General features: G+C 59.6%; 22 protein-coding genes. 7 read left to right on the top strand and 15 right to left on the bottom strand.

Features of this window, described 5'->3' with window-relative positions; genetic code table 11:
• Positions 1-312: 312 nt before the first annotated feature.
• The 4 genes from D3791_RS05710 to D3791_RS05695 all read right to left on the bottom strand — a co-directional run bounded on the left by D3791_RS05710 (position 313) and on the right by D3791_RS05695 (position 3,456).
• Positions 313-1,482 (bottom strand): acetyl-CoA C-acyltransferase, encoded by a 1,170-nt coding sequence (locus D3791_RS05710; RefSeq protein ID WP_172511550.1) that lies wholly within the window; start codon positions 1,480-1,482, stop codon positions 313-315.
• On the bottom strand, positions 1,479-2,129 hold the full coding sequence (locus D3791_RS05705) for a CoA transferase subunit B (RefSeq protein ID WP_172511549.1): 651 nt from the start codon (positions 2,127-2,129) through the stop codon (positions 1,479-1,481). Before D3791_RS05705 ends, D3791_RS05710 begins: the two co-directional genes overlap by 4 nt.
• A gap of 2 nt (positions 2,130-2,131) precedes the next feature.
• A complete protein-coding gene (locus D3791_RS05700; protein ID WP_172511548.1) occupies positions 2,132-2,836 on the bottom strand; it encodes a CoA transferase subunit A in 705 nt (234 codons plus the stop codon).
• 164 nt (positions 2,837-3,000) lie between these two features.
• On the bottom strand, positions 3,001-3,456 hold the full coding sequence (locus D3791_RS05695) for a VOC family protein (RefSeq protein WP_022876187.1): 456 nt from the start codon (positions 3,454-3,456) through the stop codon (positions 3,001-3,003).
• Positions 3,457-3,523: 67 nt separating this feature from the next.
• On the opposite strand from D3791_RS05695, the gene D3791_RS05690 reads away from it, so the two are divergent.
• Positions 3,524-4,315 (top strand): IclR family transcriptional regulator, encoded by a 792-nt coding sequence (locus tag D3791_RS05690; protein WP_172511547.1) that lies wholly within the window; start codon positions 3,524-3,526, stop codon positions 4,313-4,315.
• A 107-nt stretch (positions 4,316-4,422) separates the two neighbouring features.
• The gene (locus tag D3791_RS05685) at positions 4,423-5,523 is read left to right on the top strand and encodes an alanine racemase (protein ID WP_022876185.1); all 1,101 of its coding nucleotides are present in this window, start codon (positions 4,423-4,425) and stop codon (positions 5,521-5,523) included.
• Here D3791_RS05685 and D3791_RS05680 read toward each other — a convergent pair.
• Positions 5,520-7,220, bottom strand: a complete 1,701-nt coding sequence (locus D3791_RS05680; protein ID WP_172511546.1) for a nuclease-related domain-containing DEAD/DEAH box helicase — start codon at positions 7,218-7,220, stop codon at positions 5,520-5,522. The two genes, D3791_RS05685 and D3791_RS05680, sit on opposite strands and share 4 nt — an antisense overlap.
• 151 nt (positions 7,221-7,371) lie before the next feature.
• Between D3791_RS05680 and D3791_RS05675 the strand changes: the two genes are divergently transcribed.
• Together D3791_RS05675 and D3791_RS16900 are read left to right on the top strand one after the other, a co-directional pair.
• Positions 7,372-9,060 (top strand): long-chain-fatty-acid--CoA ligase, encoded by a 1,689-nt coding sequence (locus D3791_RS05675; protein WP_022876183.1) that lies wholly within the window; start codon positions 7,372-7,374, stop codon positions 9,058-9,060.
• Positions 9,061-9,294: 234 nt separating this feature from the next.
• The gene (locus D3791_RS16900; RefSeq protein ID WP_172511545.1) at positions 9,295-9,612 is read left to right on the top strand and encodes a helix-turn-helix transcriptional regulator; all 318 of its coding nucleotides are present in this window, start codon (positions 9,295-9,297) and stop codon (positions 9,610-9,612) included.
• Between the two features lie 68 nt (positions 9,613-9,680).
• On the opposite strand, the gene D3791_RS05665 is transcribed toward D3791_RS16900, so the two are convergent.
• From D3791_RS05665 to D3791_RS16895, 6 genes are all read right to left on the bottom strand, one after another.
• Positions 9,681-11,276, bottom strand: coding sequence for a dipeptide ABC transporter ATP-binding protein (locus tag D3791_RS05665; RefSeq protein WP_172511544.1), 1,596 nt, complete (start codon positions 11,274-11,276; stop codon positions 9,681-9,683).
• Complete coding sequence (locus D3791_RS05660; RefSeq protein ID WP_022876180.1) at positions 11,273-12,070, bottom strand: ABC transporter permease; 798 nt, start codon at positions 12,068-12,070, stop codon at positions 11,273-11,275. The genes D3791_RS05665 and D3791_RS05660 overlap by 4 nt, the downstream gene beginning before the upstream one ends.
• Entirely contained in the window at positions 12,067-12,999 is a 933-nt protein-coding gene (locus tag D3791_RS05655; RefSeq protein ID WP_172511543.1) for an ABC transporter permease, read from the bottom strand. Before D3791_RS05655 ends, D3791_RS05660 begins: the two co-directional genes overlap by 4 nt.
• Before the next feature lie 6 nt (positions 13,000-13,005).
• On the bottom strand, positions 13,006-14,667 hold the full coding sequence (locus D3791_RS05650; RefSeq protein ID WP_172511542.1) for an ABC transporter substrate-binding protein: 1,662 nt from the start codon (positions 14,665-14,667) through the stop codon (positions 13,006-13,008).
• A 131-nt stretch (positions 14,668-14,798) separates the two neighbouring features.
• Entirely contained in the window at positions 14,799-15,407 is a 609-nt protein-coding gene (locus D3791_RS05645) for an NAD(P)-dependent oxidoreductase (protein ID WP_022876177.1), read from the bottom strand.
• Positions 15,364-15,636 (bottom strand): DUF3019 domain-containing protein, encoded by a 273-nt coding sequence (locus D3791_RS16895; RefSeq protein ID WP_349930584.1) that lies wholly within the window; start codon positions 15,634-15,636, stop codon positions 15,364-15,366. The genes D3791_RS05645 and D3791_RS16895 overlap by 44 nt, the downstream gene beginning before the upstream one ends.
• Here D3791_RS16895 and D3791_RS05635 point away from each other — a divergent pair.
• Positions 15,548-15,874: a winged helix-turn-helix transcriptional regulator gene (locus D3791_RS05635; protein WP_425483146.1), complete on the top strand. Its 327-nt coding sequence runs from the start codon at positions 15,548-15,550 to the stop codon at positions 15,872-15,874. The two genes, D3791_RS16895 and D3791_RS05635, sit on opposite strands and share 89 nt — an antisense overlap.
• Positions 15,875-15,948: 74 nt before the next feature.
• Entirely contained in the window at positions 15,949-17,085 is a 1,137-nt protein-coding gene (locus D3791_RS05630) for an acyl-CoA dehydrogenase family protein (RefSeq protein ID WP_022876175.1), read from the top strand.
• A 7-nt stretch (positions 17,086-17,092) separates the two neighbouring features.
• Here the strand turns inward: D3791_RS05630 and D3791_RS05625 are convergent, their stop codons facing one another.
• Positions 17,093-17,800 carry an NUDIX hydrolase gene (locus tag D3791_RS05625; RefSeq protein WP_172511541.1) on the bottom strand — a complete coding sequence of 236 codons (708 nt, stop codon included), beginning with the start codon at positions 17,798-17,800 and terminating at the stop codon, positions 17,093-17,095.
• A gap of 257 nt (positions 17,801-18,057) precedes the next feature.
• Here D3791_RS05625 and D3791_RS05620 point away from each other — a divergent pair, with 257 nt between their 5' ends.
• Positions 18,058-18,837 carry a 3-hydroxybutyrate dehydrogenase gene (locus tag D3791_RS05620; protein ID WP_172511540.1) on the top strand — a complete coding sequence of 260 codons (780 nt, stop codon included), beginning with the start codon at positions 18,058-18,060 and terminating at the stop codon, positions 18,835-18,837.
• 42 nt (positions 18,838-18,879) lie between these two features.
• Here D3791_RS05620 and D3791_RS05615 read toward each other — a convergent pair whose 3' ends face one another.
• From D3791_RS05615 to D3791_RS05605, 3 genes are all read right to left on the bottom strand, one after another.
• Positions 18,880-20,034: an MFS transporter gene (locus D3791_RS05615; RefSeq protein ID WP_216847363.1), complete on the bottom strand. Its 1,155-nt coding sequence runs from the start codon at positions 20,032-20,034 to the stop codon at positions 18,880-18,882.
• 192 nt (positions 20,035-20,226) lie between these two features.
• Positions 20,227-20,745, bottom strand: coding sequence for a VOC family protein (locus D3791_RS05610; protein WP_172511538.1), 519 nt, complete (start codon positions 20,743-20,745; stop codon positions 20,227-20,229).
• Between the two features lie 133 nt (positions 20,746-20,878).
• Positions 20,879-21,589 carry a TetR/AcrR family transcriptional regulator gene (locus D3791_RS05605; RefSeq protein WP_172511537.1) on the bottom strand — a complete coding sequence of 237 codons (711 nt, stop codon included), beginning with the start codon at positions 21,587-21,589 and terminating at the stop codon, positions 20,879-20,881.
• Positions 21,590-21,837: the final 248 nt, after the last annotated feature.

Here is a 21,837-nt window from a genome sequence, read left to right as displayed (position 1 = left end):
CCGGCGGGAGATTCGCGGGCGTTTGAGACGCCTTTGATTCTTCTGGTTGTTGCAAATTATCCAAGAGAGGTCCTGACGTGGTGCGATGATGAAGGCGAAACGTTGAACTTGGCTATTTAAAGTCGAACAAGTTGAATTTTTGCCTACCAATTTCATACCACAGAAAATGGACAAATTAGCTCCGTATAGGCACTATGACGCCAGCTGCGACCGTGAAATGACAATCATTACGTGCAACAGCACAGACAGAGAAAACCGGGATCAGTGAAGGACGATCTTCACTGATCCCGGTGAATAAGCCGGATGCTGTGTTTACAGTGAGCGCAGCACCACGGACGTGCCCTGGCCCCCACCACCACAGATGCCGATGGCACCCAGCGAACCTGCTGGCAGTTCCTGCATCTGACGGGCCAGGGTGCCGATGATGCGGGCACCGGAAGCGCCGATGGGGTGTCCCAATGCGGTGGCGCCGCCACGCGGGTTCACGATTTTTGCGTCCAGCCCCAGGACCTTCGAAGACTGGACCACCACTGCGGCAAACGCTTCGTTGATCTCAACAGCTTTCAGGTCTTCGGCCTTCGCTCCGGCCTTTTGCAGCGCGGCCGCGATGGCATTCGATGGCTGCTCATGCAAGGTGCGGTCGGGCCCTGCCACGAACGCATGGGAAACAACCTCGGCCATGGCCTTCAGGCCCAGACGCTCGATGGCGGCATCGCTGGCAAGCACCAGCGCAGCTGCACCGTCGGTGATCTGCGATGAGTTGCCAGCGGTAATGCTGCCGTCCTTCGAGAAGGCAGGGCGCAAACCCGACAGGGTCTCGACGGTGGTCGAGTCGCGGATGCCATCATCTTCCGAATAAGTCGTCTCGCCCTTGCGAGTGGTGATGGTGAACGGGGCAATCTCCCCGGCCGTGAAGTCACGCGATGCTGCTGCGCGCTGGTGCGAAGCCGCTGCTACCTGATCCTGCTCCTCGCGGGTCAGTGACAGCTTGACATTGTGCTCTTCGGTGGAAGCACCCATGGATCGCTTTTCGGCGGCATCGGTCAGGCCGTCATATTCCAGGGTATCGATCAGTTCGATGGCACCGTACTTCGTTCCGGCGCGAGCGCGTTGGACGTGAGGAGCCAAGGACATCGACTCCTGGCCGATGGCCAAAACGATGTCGGCTTCACCGGCATTGATCAGGCGGGTGCCTGCCACCACTGCTTCGGCACCGGAGAGGCACACCGCATTGACCGCGATGGCTGGAACGTTCAGCGGGACTCCGGCTCCGACGGCCGACTGGCGGGCAGGGTTCTGGCCTGCGCCGCCCTGGAGCACTTGTCCGACAATGACCTGCTGCACCTCGCTGGGGGCAACGCCTGCATTTTCCAGGGCGGCCTTGGCGGCATGCGCTCCCAGCTCGGTGGCCGGAACGCTGGCGAAGACGCCGTTGAATTTTACGAATGGGGTGCGGGCGTAACCCACGATCTTGACGCTCATGCTTTCAGGTCCTCCAGGATGTCGACGGCGAATTCGGCTGCCGTGATCTCTTTAATGGTTTCTACGCTTTCACCCGGTGCCACGGCGCGCAAGGTCAATTGCCCCTGCTCGATGTCGAATACCGCACGGTCGGTAATGATGCGGTCAACAACGCCGACACCGGTGAGCGGCAAGTCGCAGGATTCAACGATTTTGCTGGTTCCGTCTTTGGCGGTGTGGTCGGTCAGGACGATGACACGGGGTGTGCCGGCGACCAGGTCCATGGCGCCGCCCATGCCTTTGACGAGCTTGCCGGGGATAGTCCAGTTGGCCAGGTCGCCGTTGGCGGCAACCTGCAGCGCGCCGAGGATGGCTGTTTGCACGTGCCCGCCCCGGATCATGCCAAAGGAGGTAGCCGAGTCGAAGAAGCTGCCGCCGGGAAGGATGGTGACCGTTTGCTTGCCGGCATTGATGAGGTCCGCGTCCTCTTCGCCTTCATAGGGGAAGGGGCCCATGCCCAGCAGTCCGTTTTCGCTCTGGAGCTTCACCGAGACGCCCTCGGGCAAGTGGTTCGCTACCAAGGTCGGGATCCCGATGCCGAGATTCACATACTGCCCATCGGTCAATTCGCTGGCGGCGATGGACGCCATTTCATCACGAGTCCACATGCTCAGGCCTCCTGCCGGCTGCGTAGGGTGCGCTGTTCGATGTCCTTGACCTCATCGGCCTGCACCAGGGTCTGCACGAAGATGCCCGGGGTCTCCACGAGCGAAGGATCCAGGTAGTCATCGAGGATGTGCTCGGCTTCAGCGAAGGTGTGGCGGCCGGACATGGCCACCAGCGGGTTGAAGTTCTTGGATGTCATGCGATACCGAAGGTTGCCTTCGGTGTCGGCTTGGTAGGCCTTGACCAGTGCGATGTCCGCGAAGATTCCACGCTCCAGGATGGCTGGCTTGCCGTTGAACTCCATGACCTCTTTGCCCTCGGCCACCGGCGTGCCGACGCCTGTCGGGGTGAAGAAGGCCGGGATGCCTACTCCGCCGGCGCGCAAGCGTTCAGCGAGGGTGCCCTGCGGGCAGAATTCCACGTCCAGATCCCCGTCGAGGAACTGCTGGGCGAAGAGCTTGTTCTCACCAACATAGGAGGCCAGGACCTTGGAGACCTGGCGGTTTTCCAAGAGGATCCCCAGCCCTTTTCCGTCGACGCCCATATTGTTGGACACGATGGTCAGGTTGGTTGCTTTGGAATCCCTCAAGGCCGTGATCAGCCTGTTGGGAATGCCTGAGAGGCCAAAGCCTCCCACGGCGATGGTCATGCCATCTTTGACGACTGCAGCTAGTTCTGCCGCCGCGTCATCTCGAAACTTCGTTGTCATCGATATCCCCTTGCGTCCACTATGTGGAGTGCGGTTGTGCCTAACTTCAAAGTTACGTAGTCGCAGATGAGCATTCAATAGCGATCAGGATTTTGCCTGCCTATTGGTCGGATGGTGAGGAAAGAAGACCTTCATGTCCATAATATGAACGCATGATTTTCCCATCAGACAACATCGAATTCGTTGCCTTCCGGATCAGCCATGCACACCGCAAAATGGTCCATCTCGGGCAGGTCCATGACCTGGCGGATCGTTGCGCCAAGTGCAACCAGACGTTGGGCCTCCTGGTCCACCCGTTGCCTGCGCACCTCGAATTCGACACTGCGTCCGCCTCCGACAAGCAGGTCGACATGCAGGCGGTTCTTGATGCTTTTGGCTTCCGGAACCTGCTGGAACCACCAGCGCGGCCCGTGCCCTTGCGGGTCGACAAGGGATTCGGGTAGGTCTCCGACGCCGGGGCCCAGTTCATCTTCCGGCACTCCCATGGCTTGCCAGTGCTCGCGCCACGTTGCGTGCGGGGCCGGGGGAGGCTCTGGAATGTAGTGCATCGCCTGGGACCAGAACTCCACCATCCTTTGCGGATCGGCGCAGTCGATGACCAATTGCCATGAATTCTCCATGCCACACAGTATGCGCCTACGCGCCGACATATAGGGTCCATGGACAAACATCGTCCATAATATGGCCATGAGCAATTTACCGGCCGGAGCACAGGTTGTTGGCCGCTTGGCCGCAGTCCTGCGCACTGTGAGCACTTCCATGCCCGAGGGCATCACGACCACCGAGGTGGCCCGCGCGACCTCGCTGGCCAGGCCCACGGTGCATCGGCTGCTTTCGGCATTGGTCACCGAGGGATTCTGCGACCATGAGCATCGCACCGGCAAATGGCTTCTGGGTCCTGAGCTGTATCTGATGGGCGCCGTGGCAGCCGAGCGCTACGACATCAGCGAACTCGCCCGTGAACACGTCGCGGCGTTGGCTGAAGCCACGGGGGAGAGTGCCTTCCTCTCCGCGCGGCGCTCGGATGAAACCGTCTGCCTGCTTCGGCAGGACGGAGCCTTCCCGATCCGTTCCTTTGTGCTGTACGAAGGCCGACGCTTCCCGCTCGGCGTGGCCTCGGCAGGAATGGCCATCCTGGCCTTCCTGCCAGAAGAAAGCATGAAGCGCTATCTGGCCAGCAGCTCGCTGGAGGCGGAATACGGGCCTGCCCACAGCGCCAAGGAATTGCGCAAGAAAGTCGCCGAAACCAGAAAGCTCGGGTACTCGGTGAACCCGGGGCTCATTGTGGAGGGCAGCTGGGGGATGGGCGCGGCGGTCTTCGACAGTTCGGGGCAACCGGCCTGGGCTTTGAGCCTGACCGGCATCCATACCCGCTTCGAAGAAGGGCGCAGAAAAGAGCTGGGAGAACTGCTGCTGCACCACGCACATGAACTGTCGACCAAGCTCGCTTCGCGCTCGGTTCCAGCCCAGCGCCAGTAAGCGCTTGGCGTGTTGATAGGAACCTGCGGTAGTCTCTCTGTTCGGCGGATTTAACCACAGGCAGGACCGTCACCGCGACGCACAACGAGCTTTAAGGAACGGCAGACGTGGCCCTTATCCCCGCTGGAACCAGCACGCCGCAGATCATCATCGACGTGGCGCAACTGGAGAAGAACATCGACAAAATGGCCCAGCGGGTCGCCAGCCAAGGCCTGAAATTGCGTCCCCACGCCAAGACCCACAAAATGCTGGAGGTCGCCAGCCGGCAGCTGGACGCCGGGGCCGTGGGACTGACCGTTGCCACCGTGGGCGAGGCGCTGAGCTTCGCCCTGCAGGGAGTGGCCAAGATCTTCATCGCCTACCCGCTGTGGGTCAACCAGTCCCAAGCCGAACGGATCCTGGAACTGATCAAGCGGGCCAAGCTGAGCATCGGAACGGACTCGGTGCAGGCCGTGGAACAGATGGCGCGGATGCTCGGCGAACAGGCATCGAAGATCCGCCTCATGATCGAAATCGACAGCGGACATCATCGCAGCGGCGTCAGCCCGCGCGATGCCTTGGACATCGCCGAGGCGGCGCGGGACGCGGGGATGCGGGTCAACGGCGTATTCACCTTCCCGGGCCATAGCTACAACCCTGATGGGATCGATTGCGCAGTCAATGATGAGCACAAGGCGCTGGCCGAAGCGACCAGGATCTTGCGCGAGGCAGGATTCGCCATCAAGCGCATCAGCGGGGGCTCGACTCCCACCGCTGCGTTGAGCGATAACTCGGTGCTGACCGAGGTGCGCCCTGGCGTGTATGTTTTCGGCGACGCGCAGCAGTTCGAACTCGGACGCACCGGCTTTGACGAGATTGCCTTGACCGTGGCCGCGACAGTGGTCAGCCGCCACGAAGGCGATGAGCAGATTCCCCGACGGATCGTTGTGGATGCCGGGAGCAAGATCCTTGGCAGCGACCGCCCGAGCTGGGCGACTGGCTATGGCCGGATCGCCGAATGCCCGGATGCCCGGATCAGCGCGCTCTCGGAGCACCATGCCACCGTGCTGTGGCCGGAAAACCTCGACCTGCCGGACTACGGCCAGCAGCTTCAGGTGATCCCGAATCACGTGTGCCAGGCGGTGAATCTGGTGGATTCTGTGCTTGCGGTCCATGCTGATGGAACTTCTGAGCTGTGGGATGTCGCTGCGCGCGGTTTGAATTACTAGCTGCTGAATTGAGTGTTGGTTGGGTTCCAAGCGGTCGCGCCGTGCAACGAAATCTGCCGGTTGGCACCACTGGCCTCAGCAATCAGTTCCCGGTCGCCGACCACCACAAGGAGGCTGCGTGCCCGGGAGAAACCGACATATAGCTGCTCGGTGGCCCGTTCCATGTCCTTGAATCCGTTGACGCAAAGGATGACCACGCTTCGCTCTAGTCCCTTGAACCCTAGAACGTGACCGTAGAATTCTTCCTCGCGGGCATGGAACGCTGGCCAGTACTCTGAATCGATGGTGCCGTTCTCAAAGTGGTCTAAATGGATTGGGTGCCGTCGGTTAGTTGTCAGCAAAGCGATCTGATTATTGGCCCATCCTTCATCGATCAATCGATCCACGCAATCGGAAGCGACATCGACGGCGTCTTCCGTGGAACATTGGACGAAACGAACGGGTAGTCCTTCTCCGCCTCGCAGCTTCACATTGTTGCCGATGATTTCTTTGAACGTGCGGGCAATCCTCTTGGTGTTGCGCAGATTGTCATCGACGTGAATGGGTACCAGAGGGCTGCCTTCCCCGATGTTTTCGCCACTCCAGCGTTGATAGACATCTTGTCGGTTATCCAGAAATGCATAGACCATTCCATTCAGTGGATCCTTGGTGCACGCGAGCAATGCTTCCCACCAGCCCGGTGCAAAGTCCTGGGCCTCGTCAACGATGACGGCATCGAACTTCTGCGCTTGAGGCAGGCAAGGGCCCAGCTCGCTCAGCAGCTGAGGCATGGTGATATCGAAGTACTCTTGGCCACTGCCATCGGGAACACCGACCGAACGCGCGAACTCGTGGAATTCACCGGTGTGGCCCGGCTTGTTCTGCCGCCATAGGCCTACCTGCGCTTTAAGGTAATGGCCCAGTCCCTTGTTGTAGCAAAACAAGCCGACGCGGAGCCCTTCCTTTGCTAGCTGACGCGCCTTTTCCAGAGCCATCCAAGTCTTCCCGCTGCCGGCGCCACCGATGAAACTCACCCGGTTCAATGAGCGAGTGGCGGAAAGCAAGATCGTTTGCCTGCTGGTGAGAGTCTCCTGCACATCCTCATTTGATAGCGCTTCGCTGGTGCCAAGCGCTTCATCTGATTCGCCAATTGGCCCAGTATCCCCGGTGAGATGCTTGACCATGCGTTGGGCAAACTCAGGGCTCAGTCCAGCTAGGCCTCCACCTTGTTCTTCAATGGCGCTGCGAAGCAGAGGTGAGAGGTCTTCCAGTTGGGCGCGGTCGATGATGAGTTCTCGTGGAACACCGACGGAGCTGTAGTGGTCGGGCCAGTCGGTGTACGGGAAGCACACGACGTCGGCCAGCCGACTGGTGATCGGGGTGCCCATGAGCGGGAACAACACGCTCTTGAGCGCATGCGCGGCGCTTTGCACCTGAGCCATGGGGCTTTGGATCTTGTGCTTACCCTTGCTGTCGGATTGGTACCAGGTACCGTCTTCGACGGTGAGCCGTCCGCCTTTGACCTCGATGACAGCAACACCCACTTGAGGCCACAACACCAAAAGATCAATTTCGTGTTCGGCACGCTGATTACGCAGTTGAACCGAATGGAAGAGCAGGACATCCTCGGGCAAGGTCCGACGGAGAATCTCGAAAACCTTTTGCTCGGCGGCAGTCTTTTCGGTGAATTCTGGGTCTTGCGGATAACAGCGTGCCATGGTTGCCTCCGGGGCCTGGGCGCAAGCGCTACTCTACTTAGTTCGCAGTCTAGTTTGTGGCGCAGACAATTCGTTGGCCACTGTGCGAGGCGAGTCGAAGCAGACCACCAAAAATCGCGTTGCCACCAGCGCGTAGGGCATGATGGGAGCTATGGAGAAAAGCGCTGCGCCCGCATGGGTGGCTAATTACCAGCCAGGTGTCCCTGCTGAAATTAATCTGCCCACCGAACCACTGAGCCGCATGTTCGACCGCTCGGTGGCCGAAGCCGGCCAGAGCCCTGCCACGGAATTCTTCGGGCGGCGCACCAGCTACGCGCAGCTCGGCGAGCAAGTGGAGCAGGCGGCCGAAGGCCTGCGCAAGCTCGGCGTGCGCGCCGGGGATCGCGTGGCCCTGATCCTGCCGAACTGCCCGCAACATGTCGTAGCGTTCTACGCTGTCTTGCGACTGGGGGCCGTGGTGGTGGAGCACAATCCGCTGTACACCGCCCGCGAGCTGCGCCATCAGTTCGAAGACCACCAGGCACGAGTCGCCATCGTATGGGACAAGGTCGTGGGAACGCTCCAGGAGTTCCCCAAGGACGTGCAGCTCGATGAGGTCGTCGCGGTGAACCTGCTCGACGCCTTCCCGCCGCTGAAAAAGCTGGCGCTGAACCTGCCGGTGAAGAAGCTGCGCGACACCAAGGCTTCGCTGACCGCCCGCACCTCGGGAACCACCTCGTGGAAAGAACTGCTTGCCGGCGGCCGGCTGGATGCAAGCCACCCGCACCCTGAAGTCAATGACCTGGCTGTCATCCAGTACACCTCGGGCACCACTGGCCACCCCAAGGGTGCGATGCTCACCCACTTCAACCTGTATTCCAACGCGTTGCAGGGCGAGGCATGGATGCTGGGCGCCAAGGAGCGCGAGGAGATCCTCTACGCGATCCTGCCGATGTTCCATGCCTTCGGCATGACCCTGTACCTGACTTTCGGCGTGAAGAAGCAGGGGCTACTGGTGCTCTTCCCGAAATTCGATGCCGAGATGATCCTCGATGCCTGGAAGAAGTCGCCGGCCACGGTGTACTGCGCCGTGCCACCGATCTACGAACGCACCGCGCTGGCAGCCAAGGAACGCGGCATGTCGCTGAAGAGCGCCAAGTACTGCATTTCCGGCGCCATGAACCTTCCGGACCACGTCGTGGAACTGTGGGAATCCATGTCCGGCGGACTGCTGGTCGAAGGCTACGGGATGACCGAATCATCGCCAGTGGCTTTGGGCAATCCATTCCATCCCAGCCGCCGCACCGGGACCATCGGCGTTCCCTTCCCGTCCACATTGATGAAAGTTGTCGAGGTGGACGACCCATCCAAGGAAGTAGCGCCGGGCGAAGCCGGGGAACTGCTGATCAAGGGCCCGCAGGTGTTCCAAGGCTATTGGAACAACCCGGAGGAGACCGCCAAGACCAAGACCGAAGATGGCTGGTTGCGCTCAGGCGATGTGGTCACCGTGGATGAAGACGGATTCACCCAGGTGGTGGATCGCGCCAAGGAACTGATTATCACCGGCGGTTTCAACGTCTCGCCGACCGAAGTGGAAATTGCCTTGCGCCAGCATGCTGATGTGGTTGATGCCGCTGTTTTCGGCAAGCCATTGGCCCGCGGTGGCGAAATGGTAGTTGCCGCGGTGCAGCTTGAGCCAGGTGTCCAGCTTAATGAAGACGGTCTGCGTGCCCATTGCCGAGAACTGCTGGCCGCCTACAAGGTGCCCAAGCGCGTGGTGCAGGTGGAGGAACTGCCGCGTTCATTGCTCGGCAAGATCCTGCGCAAGCAGGTCAAAGATGAGCTGATCGAAAAGATCTAGGCTCTAGGCCCTCCCGGTCACCAGCCCCGATATTCTGCACAACTTGTGCAGGGTGTCGGGGCAGTTGCTTTTTCAGCCGCCGGTCTTGGACCTGGCACGACGGGAATGCATCGCAGGCAGGCTCACGTCGGGATCAAGACGAGCAAATAGAATTTGCGATCTCAAGATACCGGTTCGCCTGAAGAAGCAACTTAAAAGTTGCGTAGATCAAGGAGTGGAATTATCATTTCAGCCATGGCAACCAAAACCAGCTGGCCTCACTTGTCGACTTCCGAAACGATCCGACAACGTGCGAAGAGCTTGTCCCAGTCTCATAGGCAGATGATTTCTGATCTGGTTGGCATCCGTATTGAGCGTGGCATGACGCAGGAGGATGTCGCCCTAATGCTTGGAGTGACACGCCAACGGGTGTCCAGGATGGAACAGTACGATTCAAATCCGCGAATAGAAACGATCAGACGGTATGCCAATGCCGTTGGGGCGCGAATTGAATCCAGAGTGACCATTGATGAGTGGCATGAAAATCAGCATGAAGCCACAACTGCCCCATGAACGCGATGGTGATTCAAACCCATGAAACGCGCAAATATTGTCAGCTGCCCCTGCTGGAACTTCAGGACCTAACGCAATCTGGGCATTGCCGAGAGCAGCTGCTGCGTGTATTCCTGCTGGGGTGCTGTGAAAATAGTGGCCGTATCGCCCTGCTCGATGATCTTGCCCTGATGCATGACCGCTACGGAGTCACTCATGTGCTCGATGACCGAAAGATCATGGCTGATGAACAGATAGCTGGTGCCGGTCTCCAGCTGAATCCGGTCTAGGAGATCCAGCACGGTGGCCTGGATGGAGACGTCCAAAGCAGACACCGGCTCATCGAGAACCAGCACCGAAGGCTTCGGCGCCAAAGCACGTGCAATGGCCAAGCGCTGCCGTTGGCCGCCAGAGAGCTCACGCGGGGAACACGAAAGCAGATCACTGGAAAGCTCCACTTGTTCCTGCAGTTGCGTCACCTCCTGGCGGTAACTCTCTACTCGCTTCGTTTTGCCGCGGCTCAGGGCATCGGCCAGCAGCTGTCCCACAGAATAGCGCGGATCAAAGGAGCCCAACGGGTTCTGGTAGATCGCACCCATCTGCTCGCGCAGCTTTCGGCGCTCCGATTCGGTCGTGGGCGTAAAGCACTCGCCGAGCAGGTCAACGGTTCCCGAATCCGGTTTCTGCAAACCGAGCACCATGCGCGCTGTAGTGGTCTTCCCGGAACCGGATTCACCCACGATGCCCAGGGTTTTTCCCTGCGGCAACTCGAAACTCACCGTGTCCACAGCCATCTGTTTGCCGAAGCTTTTCGACAGGCCAGTAGCCGACAGAGCCAGGGGAGCAGTGGGGAGATCCGTTACTGGAGCTGCTGGCAGCGGCGAGCTCGTTGCCGAGAGCGACGTAAAGCGAGGGACGCCGGATGGCACCGCCCTCAGGAGCTTGCGGGTGTAGTCATGCTGCGGGTGGTTCAGGACTTGTGCAGCGGGACCTGCCTCAACGATTTCGCCCTGGCGCATTACCGCGATGTCATCGGCAAGGTGGGCTACCTGCGCCAGATCGTGGCTGATCATCAGCACGCCCCGGCCTTGATCCTTCAACTCCCGCAGCTGCGAGAGAACCAGTGCGGTGAGTTGCGAGTCCAAGGCCGTGGTCGCTTCGTCGGCAATTACCACTTGGGGGTTGCCGGCCAGGGCCTGGGCGATGAGCGCGCGTTGGCGCATGCCGCCGGACAGCTCGGTGGAACGCTGCTTGGCGCGCAGTTCGGGGTGGGGCATGCGCACCGATTCCAAAACTTCGTGGACGCGCTGCTTGCGCTCTGATCGGGACAGTAAGCTATGTTCTTTGAGCCCGTCAGCGATTTCTCGTCCCACCGGGCGCAGGGGATCCAGGGCCATCAAGGCATCCTGCAAAATCATGGAAATAGAATTGCCGCGGATCTTCTGCCACGCCCGGTCATTGAAGCCCAACGCATCCTGGCCGCAAATGCCCAGTTCGCTGGCGTTGACAGTTCCGCCGGACAGGCCCAGGAGGCTGCGAGCGGTCACGGATTTCCCTGACCCGGATTCGCCCACCAATGCCAGAACGCGGCCGGCGCTGAGCGTGAATGAAATGTTCTTGACCGCTGGCGATCCTTCGAAGCTCACCGAAAGATCCTTAACGGTAATGAGCGTCTTCTCGCTCATAGCGACTTCACCTTTCCGCCCAGGGCACGGCCGATCACGGTGGCAGAGACTGCGACAGCCACGATGGCCAAACCAGGGAACAGGCTCATCCACCATGCCAGATGCAGGTAGGTGCGCCCAGCCGAGAGCATCGCACCCCATTCCGGAGCCGGAGGTGGAGTTCCCAACCCGAGGAAGGATAATGCGGCAGCCCAGATCACGGCTTGCCCGATGCCTAACGTGACCAGTGCCAGCAGCGGCTTGAGCGCATTGGGAATCAAGTGGTTCTTTACCTTGAGCCAGGTGCCGCGCCCAAGCACCGTGGCAGCTTCCAGCATCTCGGAATTCTTCAGGCTGCGGATTTGGCTGCGCACCAGTCGCGCGTACCCGGGGGCCGTGGAGAGCCCCACTGCGACAATGGCCGGGCCAACGCCTGGACCGGTGAAAGCGATGATCAGCAAGGCCATCAGCAGCGAAGGAATCGCGTAGAGCGCTTCGAGCACGCGAAGGATGATCTCATCGAGCCACCGGGGAGATAGTGCGGCAATCGTGCCCAAGATGATGGCCAGACCCATGCCCAGGGCGGTGGCGGCCAGGCCGATGGACAACGAGTCCCCGGCGCCGTGGATGACGCGGGTGTAGATATCCCGCCCCGACTCATCGGTTCCGAAGAAGTGCGCCAGACCAGGCTTCTGGAAGGCCTGGGTGGGATTGATGGCTAGCGGATCCGAGGGAGCCAGAAGCGAAGGAGCCACGGCCATCAGCAGCCACAGTGCGACCACGAGGACAGAGAGGATCTTTGCGGTGCGGCTCATCGCTGATCACCTGCCGGGTTGATGATCCGCTCCAGCCCCTCAGCCAGGGCCATCACCAGGATGTAGACCAGTGCGGAGAACAGGGCGATGCCGGTAACCATCGGGATGTCGCGGGCCAGGACTGCGGAGAGCAGGGACCGGCCAAGGCCGGGGCGGGCGAAGATCGCTTCAACGACCACTGCTCCGGATAGGAGTGAGGAGAAGGCCCACCCGGTCAGGCTCAGGGCAGGCAGCGCCGCGTGGCGCAGCCCGTGGCGCCAGAAGAGCTTGAGCCGGCTCTCGCCGCGGGCCCGGGCAGCCAGGGCGAACTGGCTTCCCATTGCCTCGGCGAGGGAATCGCGCATCAGCTGGGTGAGGAATCCCGCCAGCGGCAAGGCCAGGGTCAAGACCGGAAGGACCAAGCCTTGGGCGGAGCCGTTGTCTACCGCAGGCAGCCAGCCCAGCGCCGAGGAGAAGAGCATGATCAGCACCGCTCCGAGCCAGAAATGCGGGACAGCGGCGGCGATGATTTCCAAGAGATTGCCCAGCCAGCTGCCAAAGCGGTTGGAACGGGTGGCAGCGGCAGCAAAGCACAGCGCCATCAGCCAGGCAGCAGCCAAAGCCAGCAGCGAGAGCCACAAGGTATTGGGCAGGACCTCGCCCATGACCTGGGTGACCGGCTGCTTCAGGGAATAAGAGGTTCCGAAATCCAGTGTGATCAGCTTGCCCAGATACAACACGTACTGGGCGAGGACCGGCTGGTCCAGAGCATACTCGGCACGGGCGGCGGCCAGGGCTTCGGCGGATGCCTGCGAGCCCGGGCCGCCCATGATCGCTTCGGCTGGGTCACCGGGAATCAGCCGGATGGCGATGAAGATGGCGGTTGCCACCAGCCATAACACCACCAGTGCTCCACCGACCTTGCGCCCAGCCCAAGCGATTGTGCACATCAAAGGCTACTGATCCAGGAAGGTATCGAAATAAACCGGGGAGGAAACCGCGGTGGTGGTGCCGATGCCGTGCACATTCTTGCCGTACAGGAAGTGGTTCTGCTGATCGTACAGCGGCAGCACGTAGTAGCCTTCCAGCACGATCTTCTGCGCCTGCTCGTAGAGCGAGGCGCGCTGTGCCTCGTCTTCGGTCTCTTCGGCTTCGGTGAGCAACTTGTCGAGCTTCTCGTTCTTCACCTGGGCGTTGTTGGCAAAGTAGCCCGAAGGTGCAGGAACCGTGGAGTCGGAGTGGTAGAGCACGCGCAGCACCGAAGGCCCGACCTTGGTGTATGGCGCGGAAACCAGGTTGTACTCGTGCTTGGCCAGCGCGCCGTACCAGCTGGAGAGATCCAGCAGGTCGATCTTCACTTCAAAGCCTACGGCCTTGGCTTGGGCCTGGAACTGCTCGAAGAGCGATTGCTCAGCCGGAACCGACTGGTTGGTGGAGACCGGGAAGCGCAGGCTCAGGCGCTTGCCGTCCTTCACGCGGTAGCCCTCGGCATCGCGTTCGCTCCAGCCGGCTTCATCAAGCAGCTGGTTGGCCTTGGCGGTGTCGGTGGTGAACAGCGATTCATCCGAGTAGGCCAGTGGCTCCACCGACGAGAGCAGCGAGTTGCTGCGCTTGGCGGTGCCGAAGAACAGCGCGGATACGCCGGTATTGGCGTCGACAGCGCGGATGAAGGCTTCACGCACCTTCACATCGTTGAACGGCACCTTGGAGCTGTTGAGCTCAATGCGGTTCGAGGAGCCTGGACGCGGGGCATCGAGGTGTCCCAGTCCGGCGTTGGCAGCCGATGAGATGGTGTCCGGCTGGGCGTTGTCGATGACATCGACTTCGCCGGACTGCAGGGCTGCATAGCGGGTGGCGGCTTCGGGGATGAATCGCCAGGTGATGCCATCAAGGTAGGCGGTGCTGCTGGCGCGTTCGCCATTGGCGACCGGCAAGACGTAGTCTTCGTTGCGTACCAGGTTCACGGCCTTCTGGTGCTCCCACGACTTGACCTTAAAAGGGCCGGTGCCCACCGGGCCGGCGCAGTTTGTGGCCTGGTCGCGTTCCAGGGCCTTGGGGGATTCGATGGCGGTCCATGGCATGGACAGCGATTCGAGCAGCGCGTTATCTGGAGCCGAAAGCTTCAGGACGGCGGTGAGCTCGTCTTTGACATCGATGCTCACGACCTTGCCTACGGCGAGGTAGCCGGTGGAGGACGCGGTGTTCGGATCCTTGAGGTGCTTGATATTCGCCTTGATGGCTTCAGCGGTGAGCTTGGTGCCATCGGTGAAGGTGATGCCATCACGCAGCTTGATGGTGCGGGTCAGCCCATCCTTGGAGACCTCGGTGCTCTCAGCCAGCCAAGGGATGATCTGACCGTTGGCATCCTTGGTGAATAGCGATTCCAAGTACTGGCTGGCTACCAGAGCTTGCGGGTAGTTGCCGCCCACATGCGGGTCCAGGCAGCTGGGTTCAGCATCTCCCGAGGCATAGACCATGGTTCCGCCGGTGACCGGTTCTTTGCTTTGCGCGGTGGAATCGGTGCTGCCGGTTGAGGAGCAGCCGGCAATCAGTGCGCCGATGATCGGCAAGGCGAGAGCGCCGGCCAGGATACGCGAAGAGCGCGAGTTGCGTTGCATGGGAAGTAACTTACCTCGGTGTGCTAGTGGAATGACCACTCCAACTTTAGCCATGTACAGTGCATTCGTCAGATCGGCGCCGTGGGGCGCGGATCTGGCGAATGCATTGCACTGTGGCAGGCGGCGGGTTTCTACTTTTCGCTGGCTACAGTCAGGCGACGGTTTTCGTGGGCCGGGGTCTCGATTTCGTCGAGGATCGCTACGGCGAAGTCCTGGCTGGAAACGAAGTCGCCGGCTGGCGAATCGGTGCCCTGGGTGTAGCTTCCGGTGCGGCGGCCCGGTGCAATCTCCGGTGCCGGTGCGACGACGGTCCAGGTGATTCCGGAGACCGAGGTGAACATGTCGTAGACGGCCGCAGCGGTTTCAGCTTCCGCGCGGTACGCATCTGGGAAGCCAGGGGCGTCGAGCAGGCGAACGCCGTTGACTTCGGTAGCGCCGGCGCCGCCGATAACGATCAGGCGGGCAGGGGTGAGGGTTTCGGTGATCTCTTCGAAGGCGTCCAGGTATTCCTGGTGGTCGCCACCGGTGCGCGATGGTGGAACGGAGATGACGATGACGTCATTGTTCTTGCCCAGGTCGCGGTAGGTCGCGGCGTCATTCAGTTCGGCTTTGACGGCCGTGGTGCCGGCGACCTCGGTGCCCGAACGGGTTACCGAAGTGACTTCGTGTCCGCGGGAAATGGCTTCTGCAACAACTTCAGTGCCGACCATGCCGGTGGCTCCGTAAACTGCGATCTTCATGGTGATTCTCCTGTTGATTGGTGGGCGTACAGGACGATGATATCCTTTGGATACTGACTACTACAACGAAACTAGGTTTCCTAATGGATAGCCATGAGACTTTCAACGTCTTCGTGCAAAACTGTCCTTCACGTGAAATTATGCAGCGCTTAGGGGATAAATGGACACCGCTGGTGCTTCTGACCCTAGCTGACGGGCCGTTACGTTTCTCCGGGTTACGCCAGCTCATCGGCAGTGTCACCCCGAAAGTGCTCACCAGCACCCTGCGCACCCTTGAACGTGACGGGCTGGTGCAACGCACCGTGTACGCGCAGGTCCCGGTCCGCGTGGACTACGAGCTCACCGACATCGGCCACAGCCTCTTGGGCCCGATGGAAATACTGCGCAAGTGGTCCGAGAGCCACGCATCCAAGGTGCTCCAAGCGCGAGACGAGTTCGATGCCCGCGATGATCTGATCCGTAGCTGACCTCGTCCTTGAGTTGTCGTCCAAGTCACATAGACTGTGCTCACATAGAGCAATAACGGGCAAAGGAGCCGGTGGTGTTTGAAATAAGCGACGACCAGAAATCGCTGATCGGCATGGTCCATGATTTCGCGGAAACCAAGATCGCACCGATGGCCCAAAAATGGGATGAAGAGCAGCATTTCCCCATCGACGTCCTCGCCCAGGCCGGGCAACTGGGCATGGGCGGCATTTATGCCTCGGAGGAGCACGGAGGCTCGGCGCTCACCCGCAGCGACGCGGTCCTGGTCTTCGAGGAACTGGCCAAGGCAGACCCCACCTTGGCCGCCTACATTTCCATCCACAACATGGTGGTGTGGATGGTCGATAGCTTCGGCAACGATGAACAGCGCGCAAAATGGCTGCCGGACTTGATCAGCATGGAACAGCTCGGCTCCTACTGCCTGACCGAACCGGGGATCGGCTCCGACGCCGCGGCCCTGAGCACCCGCGCCCGCAAAGACGGCAACGAATACGTGCTCAGCGGTGTTAAGCAATTCATCTCGGGAGCCGGAAGTTCCGGACTCTACATCGTCATGGCCCGCACCGCGGATACCGGCGCCCGTGGCATCAGCGCCTTCCTGGTTCCAGCGGATCTGCCGGGACTGAGCTTCGGTGCAAATGAGAAGAAGATGGGCTGGAAGGCGCAGCCCACGCGCCAGGTCATCATGGAAGGCGTGCGCATTCCCGCCGAAAACCTGCTGGGCGAGGAAGGCCAAGGATTCTCCATGGCCATGAAAGCCCTGAACGGCGGGCGATTGAATATCGCCGCCTGCTCACTGGGCGGCGGCCAGCTGGCACTGGAAAAATCGGCCGCGTACCTCAAGGAACGCCAGGCTTTCGGCGGCCCGCTGGCCAAGCAGGAAGCGCTGGTCTTCAAGCTCGCCGACATGGATATGGAACTCGAAGCGGCGCGGTCACTGCTGCGTCGCGCGGCCAGCGCATTGGATGCCAAAAGCCCCGATATGGTCCGCCTGTGCGCCATGGCCAAGAAGGTTGCCACCGATGCCGGATTCAACGTGGCCAATAGCGCCATCCAATTGCACGGAGGCTATGGGTACCTTGCGGACTACGGCATGGAGAAGATCTTCCGTGATCTGCGAGTGCACCAGATCCTGGAAGGAACCAACGAGATCATGTCCCTGATTGTCGGGCGCAGCCTGCTCGATAACTGAGCAGGAATCAGGAACCTGGTGTGCCGATTTCGCTGGCGCGCACCGGGTGCGCGGAATGGGAATCGCGGGGGTCTGGATGCACCGCGGTGATCACCGCATCATTGGCGATAATGGCCTGCACTGTTCCCAGCTCCATGGCATCAAGCAGGGTCCGCTGGGTTGGGCGCATCATCTTCAGCTCGCCGCGTTCAAGCGCCGCAAAGAGCTCTTGCGGCTTGGCCCAGTCAGAGCGCACGGCTTCGGTGGTCTGGTGCACAGGTTCCTGATCCGCAGCCAGCGCCGCGACAAAAAAGTAGGTATCGAACCGGCGCGGGAAGCCTTCGGGAGTCACCCAATTGGCCCACGGGAAGAGCTGGCCGGGGTCGAGGACCAATCCGGTTTCCTCGAACACCTCGCGCAGGGCGGCGGCCAGGATTTCTCCGGCCTTCTGCTGGGCGCTGGCTTCGCCCTGATCCCACACGGAGGTACGCGCCCAGCGTTCGGCGTGAGTCCTGGTGATCATCGGATCCAGCTGGCCGCTGCCGGCCGTTTCGCTGTCCTTGGGATCAACCCTGCCCCCGGGATAAACCACCATGCCAGCGGCAAAATCCATGGTGGCTTCGCGATGCTGGACAAAAACCTCAAAGCCTTCAGCGCCTTCGCGCAGTATCAGGACACTGGCTGCGCGCCGGATTGGAACCGCAGGCGCTGGATCGTTGGTCGGTAAAGTCGTCATTGGCTGCCGATTCCTTTGAATGATGTACGGCCCTGACTTGTGAGGCAGGGGCAGGTGATCTTGTTTCAGCATATCCTCCGGAGGTTGACCGCTGTGTGCTGCCTCGGATCCTTCCTTGTGCATGAACGCACATTGACCTGCGGAATCTGCACAGTGTGAATCGTTGACCCGTGTCGGGAACTGGCCATAACTTTGCAGTAAACACCCGAGGTTCGGGTGCCTGCCGCAATGGTGCGCATGAAGGGATATCACCGGCCATGACTCAAGAATCAGAACTGCCAACGAGCACCACGGGCGGATTGAACGGCCGGCGCGCATTGGTCACCGGGGGAGCCTCGGGAATCGGTTTCGCCTGCGCCCAGGCCTTGGCCCAAGCCAGTGCCAAGGTGGCAATCGCTGACCTGAACGAGGAAGCAGCCCAAGAGGCAGCGAGCAAGATCGGCGGAACAGCGTGGGCAGTGGATCTTTCGGATACCGCGGCACTGGAGCAGCTCAGCATTGATACCGACATCTTGATCAACAACGCCGGCATCCAGAAAGTGGCCGCGATCCACGAATTCGAACCCGAAGCCTGGCGGCTGATCCACCGGCTGATGCTGGAAGCACCCTTCCTGCTGATCCGCGCAGCGCTTCCCGGAATGCGCGAGCGCGGCTTCGGGCGGATCATCAACATCTCATCGATTCATGGCCTGCGCGCCAGCGCTTTCAAGAGCGCCTATGTTTCGGCCAAGCACGGTCTGGAAGGGTTGTCCAAGGTCACTGCGCTGGAAGGCGCGGAGCACGGGATCACCAGCAACTGCATCAACCCGGGCTATGTCCGTACGGCCCTGGTGGAAAAGCAGATCGCAGACCAGGCCAAGCTGCATCAGATTCCGGAGTCGGAAGTGGTCCAGAAAATCATGCTCACCGAGTCCGCAATCAAGAGGCTCGTCGAGCCTGATGAAGTCGCTTCCCTGGCTGCTTGGCTCAGCTCCGATATGGCAGGCATGGTTACCGGTGCCTCCTACACCATGGACGGCGGGTGGAGCGCGCGGTAGATTCAGCGGCCGCTTTCTCGAAGCAGGACCGTGCGTACTTGCTTAGTGGGTAGCTACTGGCTCTTTCTTCGGTTCCAGTATGTTGGCGGATACCAGACAGATGACCATGCCAATGATTGGCAGGATGAAGGCGTTGTTGATTCCAAACTGGTCGGCTAGCCAACCGATGATCGCGGGACCGGCGAGCACCGCAATATATCCAGCGCCTACGACGCGGGCTAGTTCTTTGGCATTTGAACCAGAAAGATTTCCTGTTGCGGTAAATACCTGCGGGACACAGCCGGAGAGGCCTAGCCCCATAGCAGCCCAGCCAATGCACGCAAGCGGAAGGACTGGAGAGCAAAAGACGGCTATGAGTCCGGCGATCGACAGGGCAGAGCCATAACGGAGAATTCGCGCGGGACCGATTCGTTCCGCGAGACGGTCGATTGTGAATCGTCCAATTGTCATTGCGCTCACGAAACACGCCAAGGCCAACGCCGCACCGCTGGATGTCGCGTCCAAGTGCTCCTGGGCGTGAAGGCTGCTCCAATCCATGGCAGACCCTTCGGTCAGTAACAGCAGGAATGCCAAGCATCCGTAAGCGATGAGCTGCATCGTTTGGCGATTGCTTCGTTGAACCCTGCTTGAGGTAGCAGTTGAGCCGGTTACGACCTGTGGAGTCGGGTCTGTCTGAATTGTCATCAGTGTTTTTGCTGAGACCACAAGCAAAATGAGCACCATCAAGGCAACGGTAGGCAACGTGAACCGATAACTGATATTGAGAGCAAATGCGCCGGCTCCGATCACTGAACCCAGCACACTGCCTACGGAGAACATGCCGTGGAAAGAAGACATGATGGGCCGTTGGTACTCGCGTTCAACTTCTACGGCGGCGGCATTAGCGCCTACTTCAATGATCCCCACGCTAATGCCCATCGCCAGAGAAGCTATCGCTGCAGATGCCCAGGTCGAGCAGAAAAGTGGAGGAACGGTGGTTACCGAGAGCGCCAATGAGCCGATGGCTGCGACTTTCCCGCTCCCGAATTTGTTGGCGGCATATCCGCTGGCCTGCATTCCGAAAAATGCGCCACCGCCCAGTATGAGCAGGATAATCCCTAGTTCGGATGTACTTGCGTGCAAATTTGATTTCAAAATTGGCAGGTGAGCTGCCCACGACCCCAGAACCAGACCGAAAGCGACAAATGCCGCGAACACGGCGCGCCGACGTCGAGTCAGTTCGCCTCGTGCCGGGGAATTCGAAATTTCCATTGCAAGTTTAACCTTTGAAGATTGTGGAAGCCGGGTGTGGCATAACGCTTGAGAACTTATAGGGGAGTGGATCAGTGAACTCGGAAACTACCGGACGCCTTCAGCGGAAAGTATCAGCAGTTTTCAGTTTCGAGGTAATCAAGCCCAGCGGGGCAATGCCATTCGTGCCTGCGTCGTTGATTCGTAAGGCATTCCAGGAGACCACTGAATGAGTTCGAGCACTAACCCCCATGTGGTTCTGAAATAGGCCCACCTCAGTCCTTCCATATCCTGTTCTTCCTGGATGATGTCCGAAATCTTAGTGGTGTCTAGACGACTTGCTAATTCGTCGCTTGCCTTATCAATGTCGTCGACATGCAGGCATAGGTGCCAGCCGCCTGGATCCGCAGGTCGAGGCGCTGCATCAGGAATGGCGGCAGTTCGATTCGTGTACTCAAGCAGCTCGATATTGAATGAATCACCCAGTACTAGGTTCGCTTGTCGCAGTGTTCCTGGCTCGGGTCCCAGCTCACCAGGCCAGACATATCCAAAATCATCAAACGGCCCTGCTTTGATAACCACTTCGAACCCTAGGGCATCGACAAAAAAGTCGACTGCTTCCTCAAGATCGGGGACAGACATGCCGATATGGTCGAATGCTCTCTTAACTGTGATCATTTGTCTCTCGATGTCTACGGATGCAAAAGCATCTTCTGCTAACTAACGGTCGGTAGGCGGGTGTGTATATAAGAATTTGTGTTGAGATTTGGACAAAGCAACTAAGCGTTGGTTCTGATGGTGATCAGGCTAGTTAGGAAGCGGCCATTCCGAGAATTTGACGGGAAATGGCCACGGCTTGATCAGCGCCTCGAGACAGGCCCTTGGCTGTCTTTGTCGGTTCGAACCATCTGGTTGAACCCTCCAGCAGTGTGTTGACCATTTTCACCTTGATCGTGACATCTTCGAGTCCGAGGTCACGAGCAACCGCAATGTACAGCGATTCGTATAGATCGACCCAATGCGCCACTTGCACGCTGAGGTCCACAGGAAGGATTTGCACTGATCGGTCTATACCAACAATCAAATCCCACAAATTGCTTTCGGGCAATTGAACCTGGCGTACGAAGTGGAGCCGGATCATCGCGTCGAGAAAGGACGAAGCGTCCTTCGCGGGGCGAACTGCATCAACAAGGGCGCTGCAAAAATGATGGAAGTGCCAGCGCAGGGATTCTGCGATGATTTCGTCCCGACCACCTGGGAAATGCGAATAAATTGTAGGTGCCTTGATATCAAGTTCTTTTGCCAGCGTACGCATGCTAACGGACTGCATCCCGTGTACTACGCACAGCCTTAGGAATGCTTCGACGACACGACGCTTAGCAGGAGACATGTCCTCTATATGAGCAGTATCGAACTGACGCGCGAATTCATCCAACGCTAGCTGGCGAAAAGGTAATGCCATAGGCGCTGACGATGTCTTTTTCTTTTTTGTCGTTGCTCCATTAGCGGTCATAACCATCATCTTATCTGTTTATCCTGCAAACCTGACTTGCTCGCAGTTCGCCTGCTCCACTGTTAAAACTGTTGATTTTGCTGCTCGAATGTGCTGTTCAATACGAGATTGCGAGTTTTCGACGCACTGATCTTTCCTACGCAAAAGTCGAGTCCAGTTCGAACAAATCATCCGACCTTCATTGAGGCAAAAGCTGACGAGTTTGCGTTGGTGCGACCGAGGAGATCGCTTGGTGGAGAGCTTTGCGGAGCTCTCCA

The organism is Glutamicibacter mishrai (assembly GCF_012221945.1).
GTDB lineage: Bacteria > Actinomycetota > Actinomycetes > Actinomycetales > Micrococcaceae > Glutamicibacter > Glutamicibacter mishrai.
This window is presented reverse-complemented; position numbering and strand designations above follow the sequence as displayed.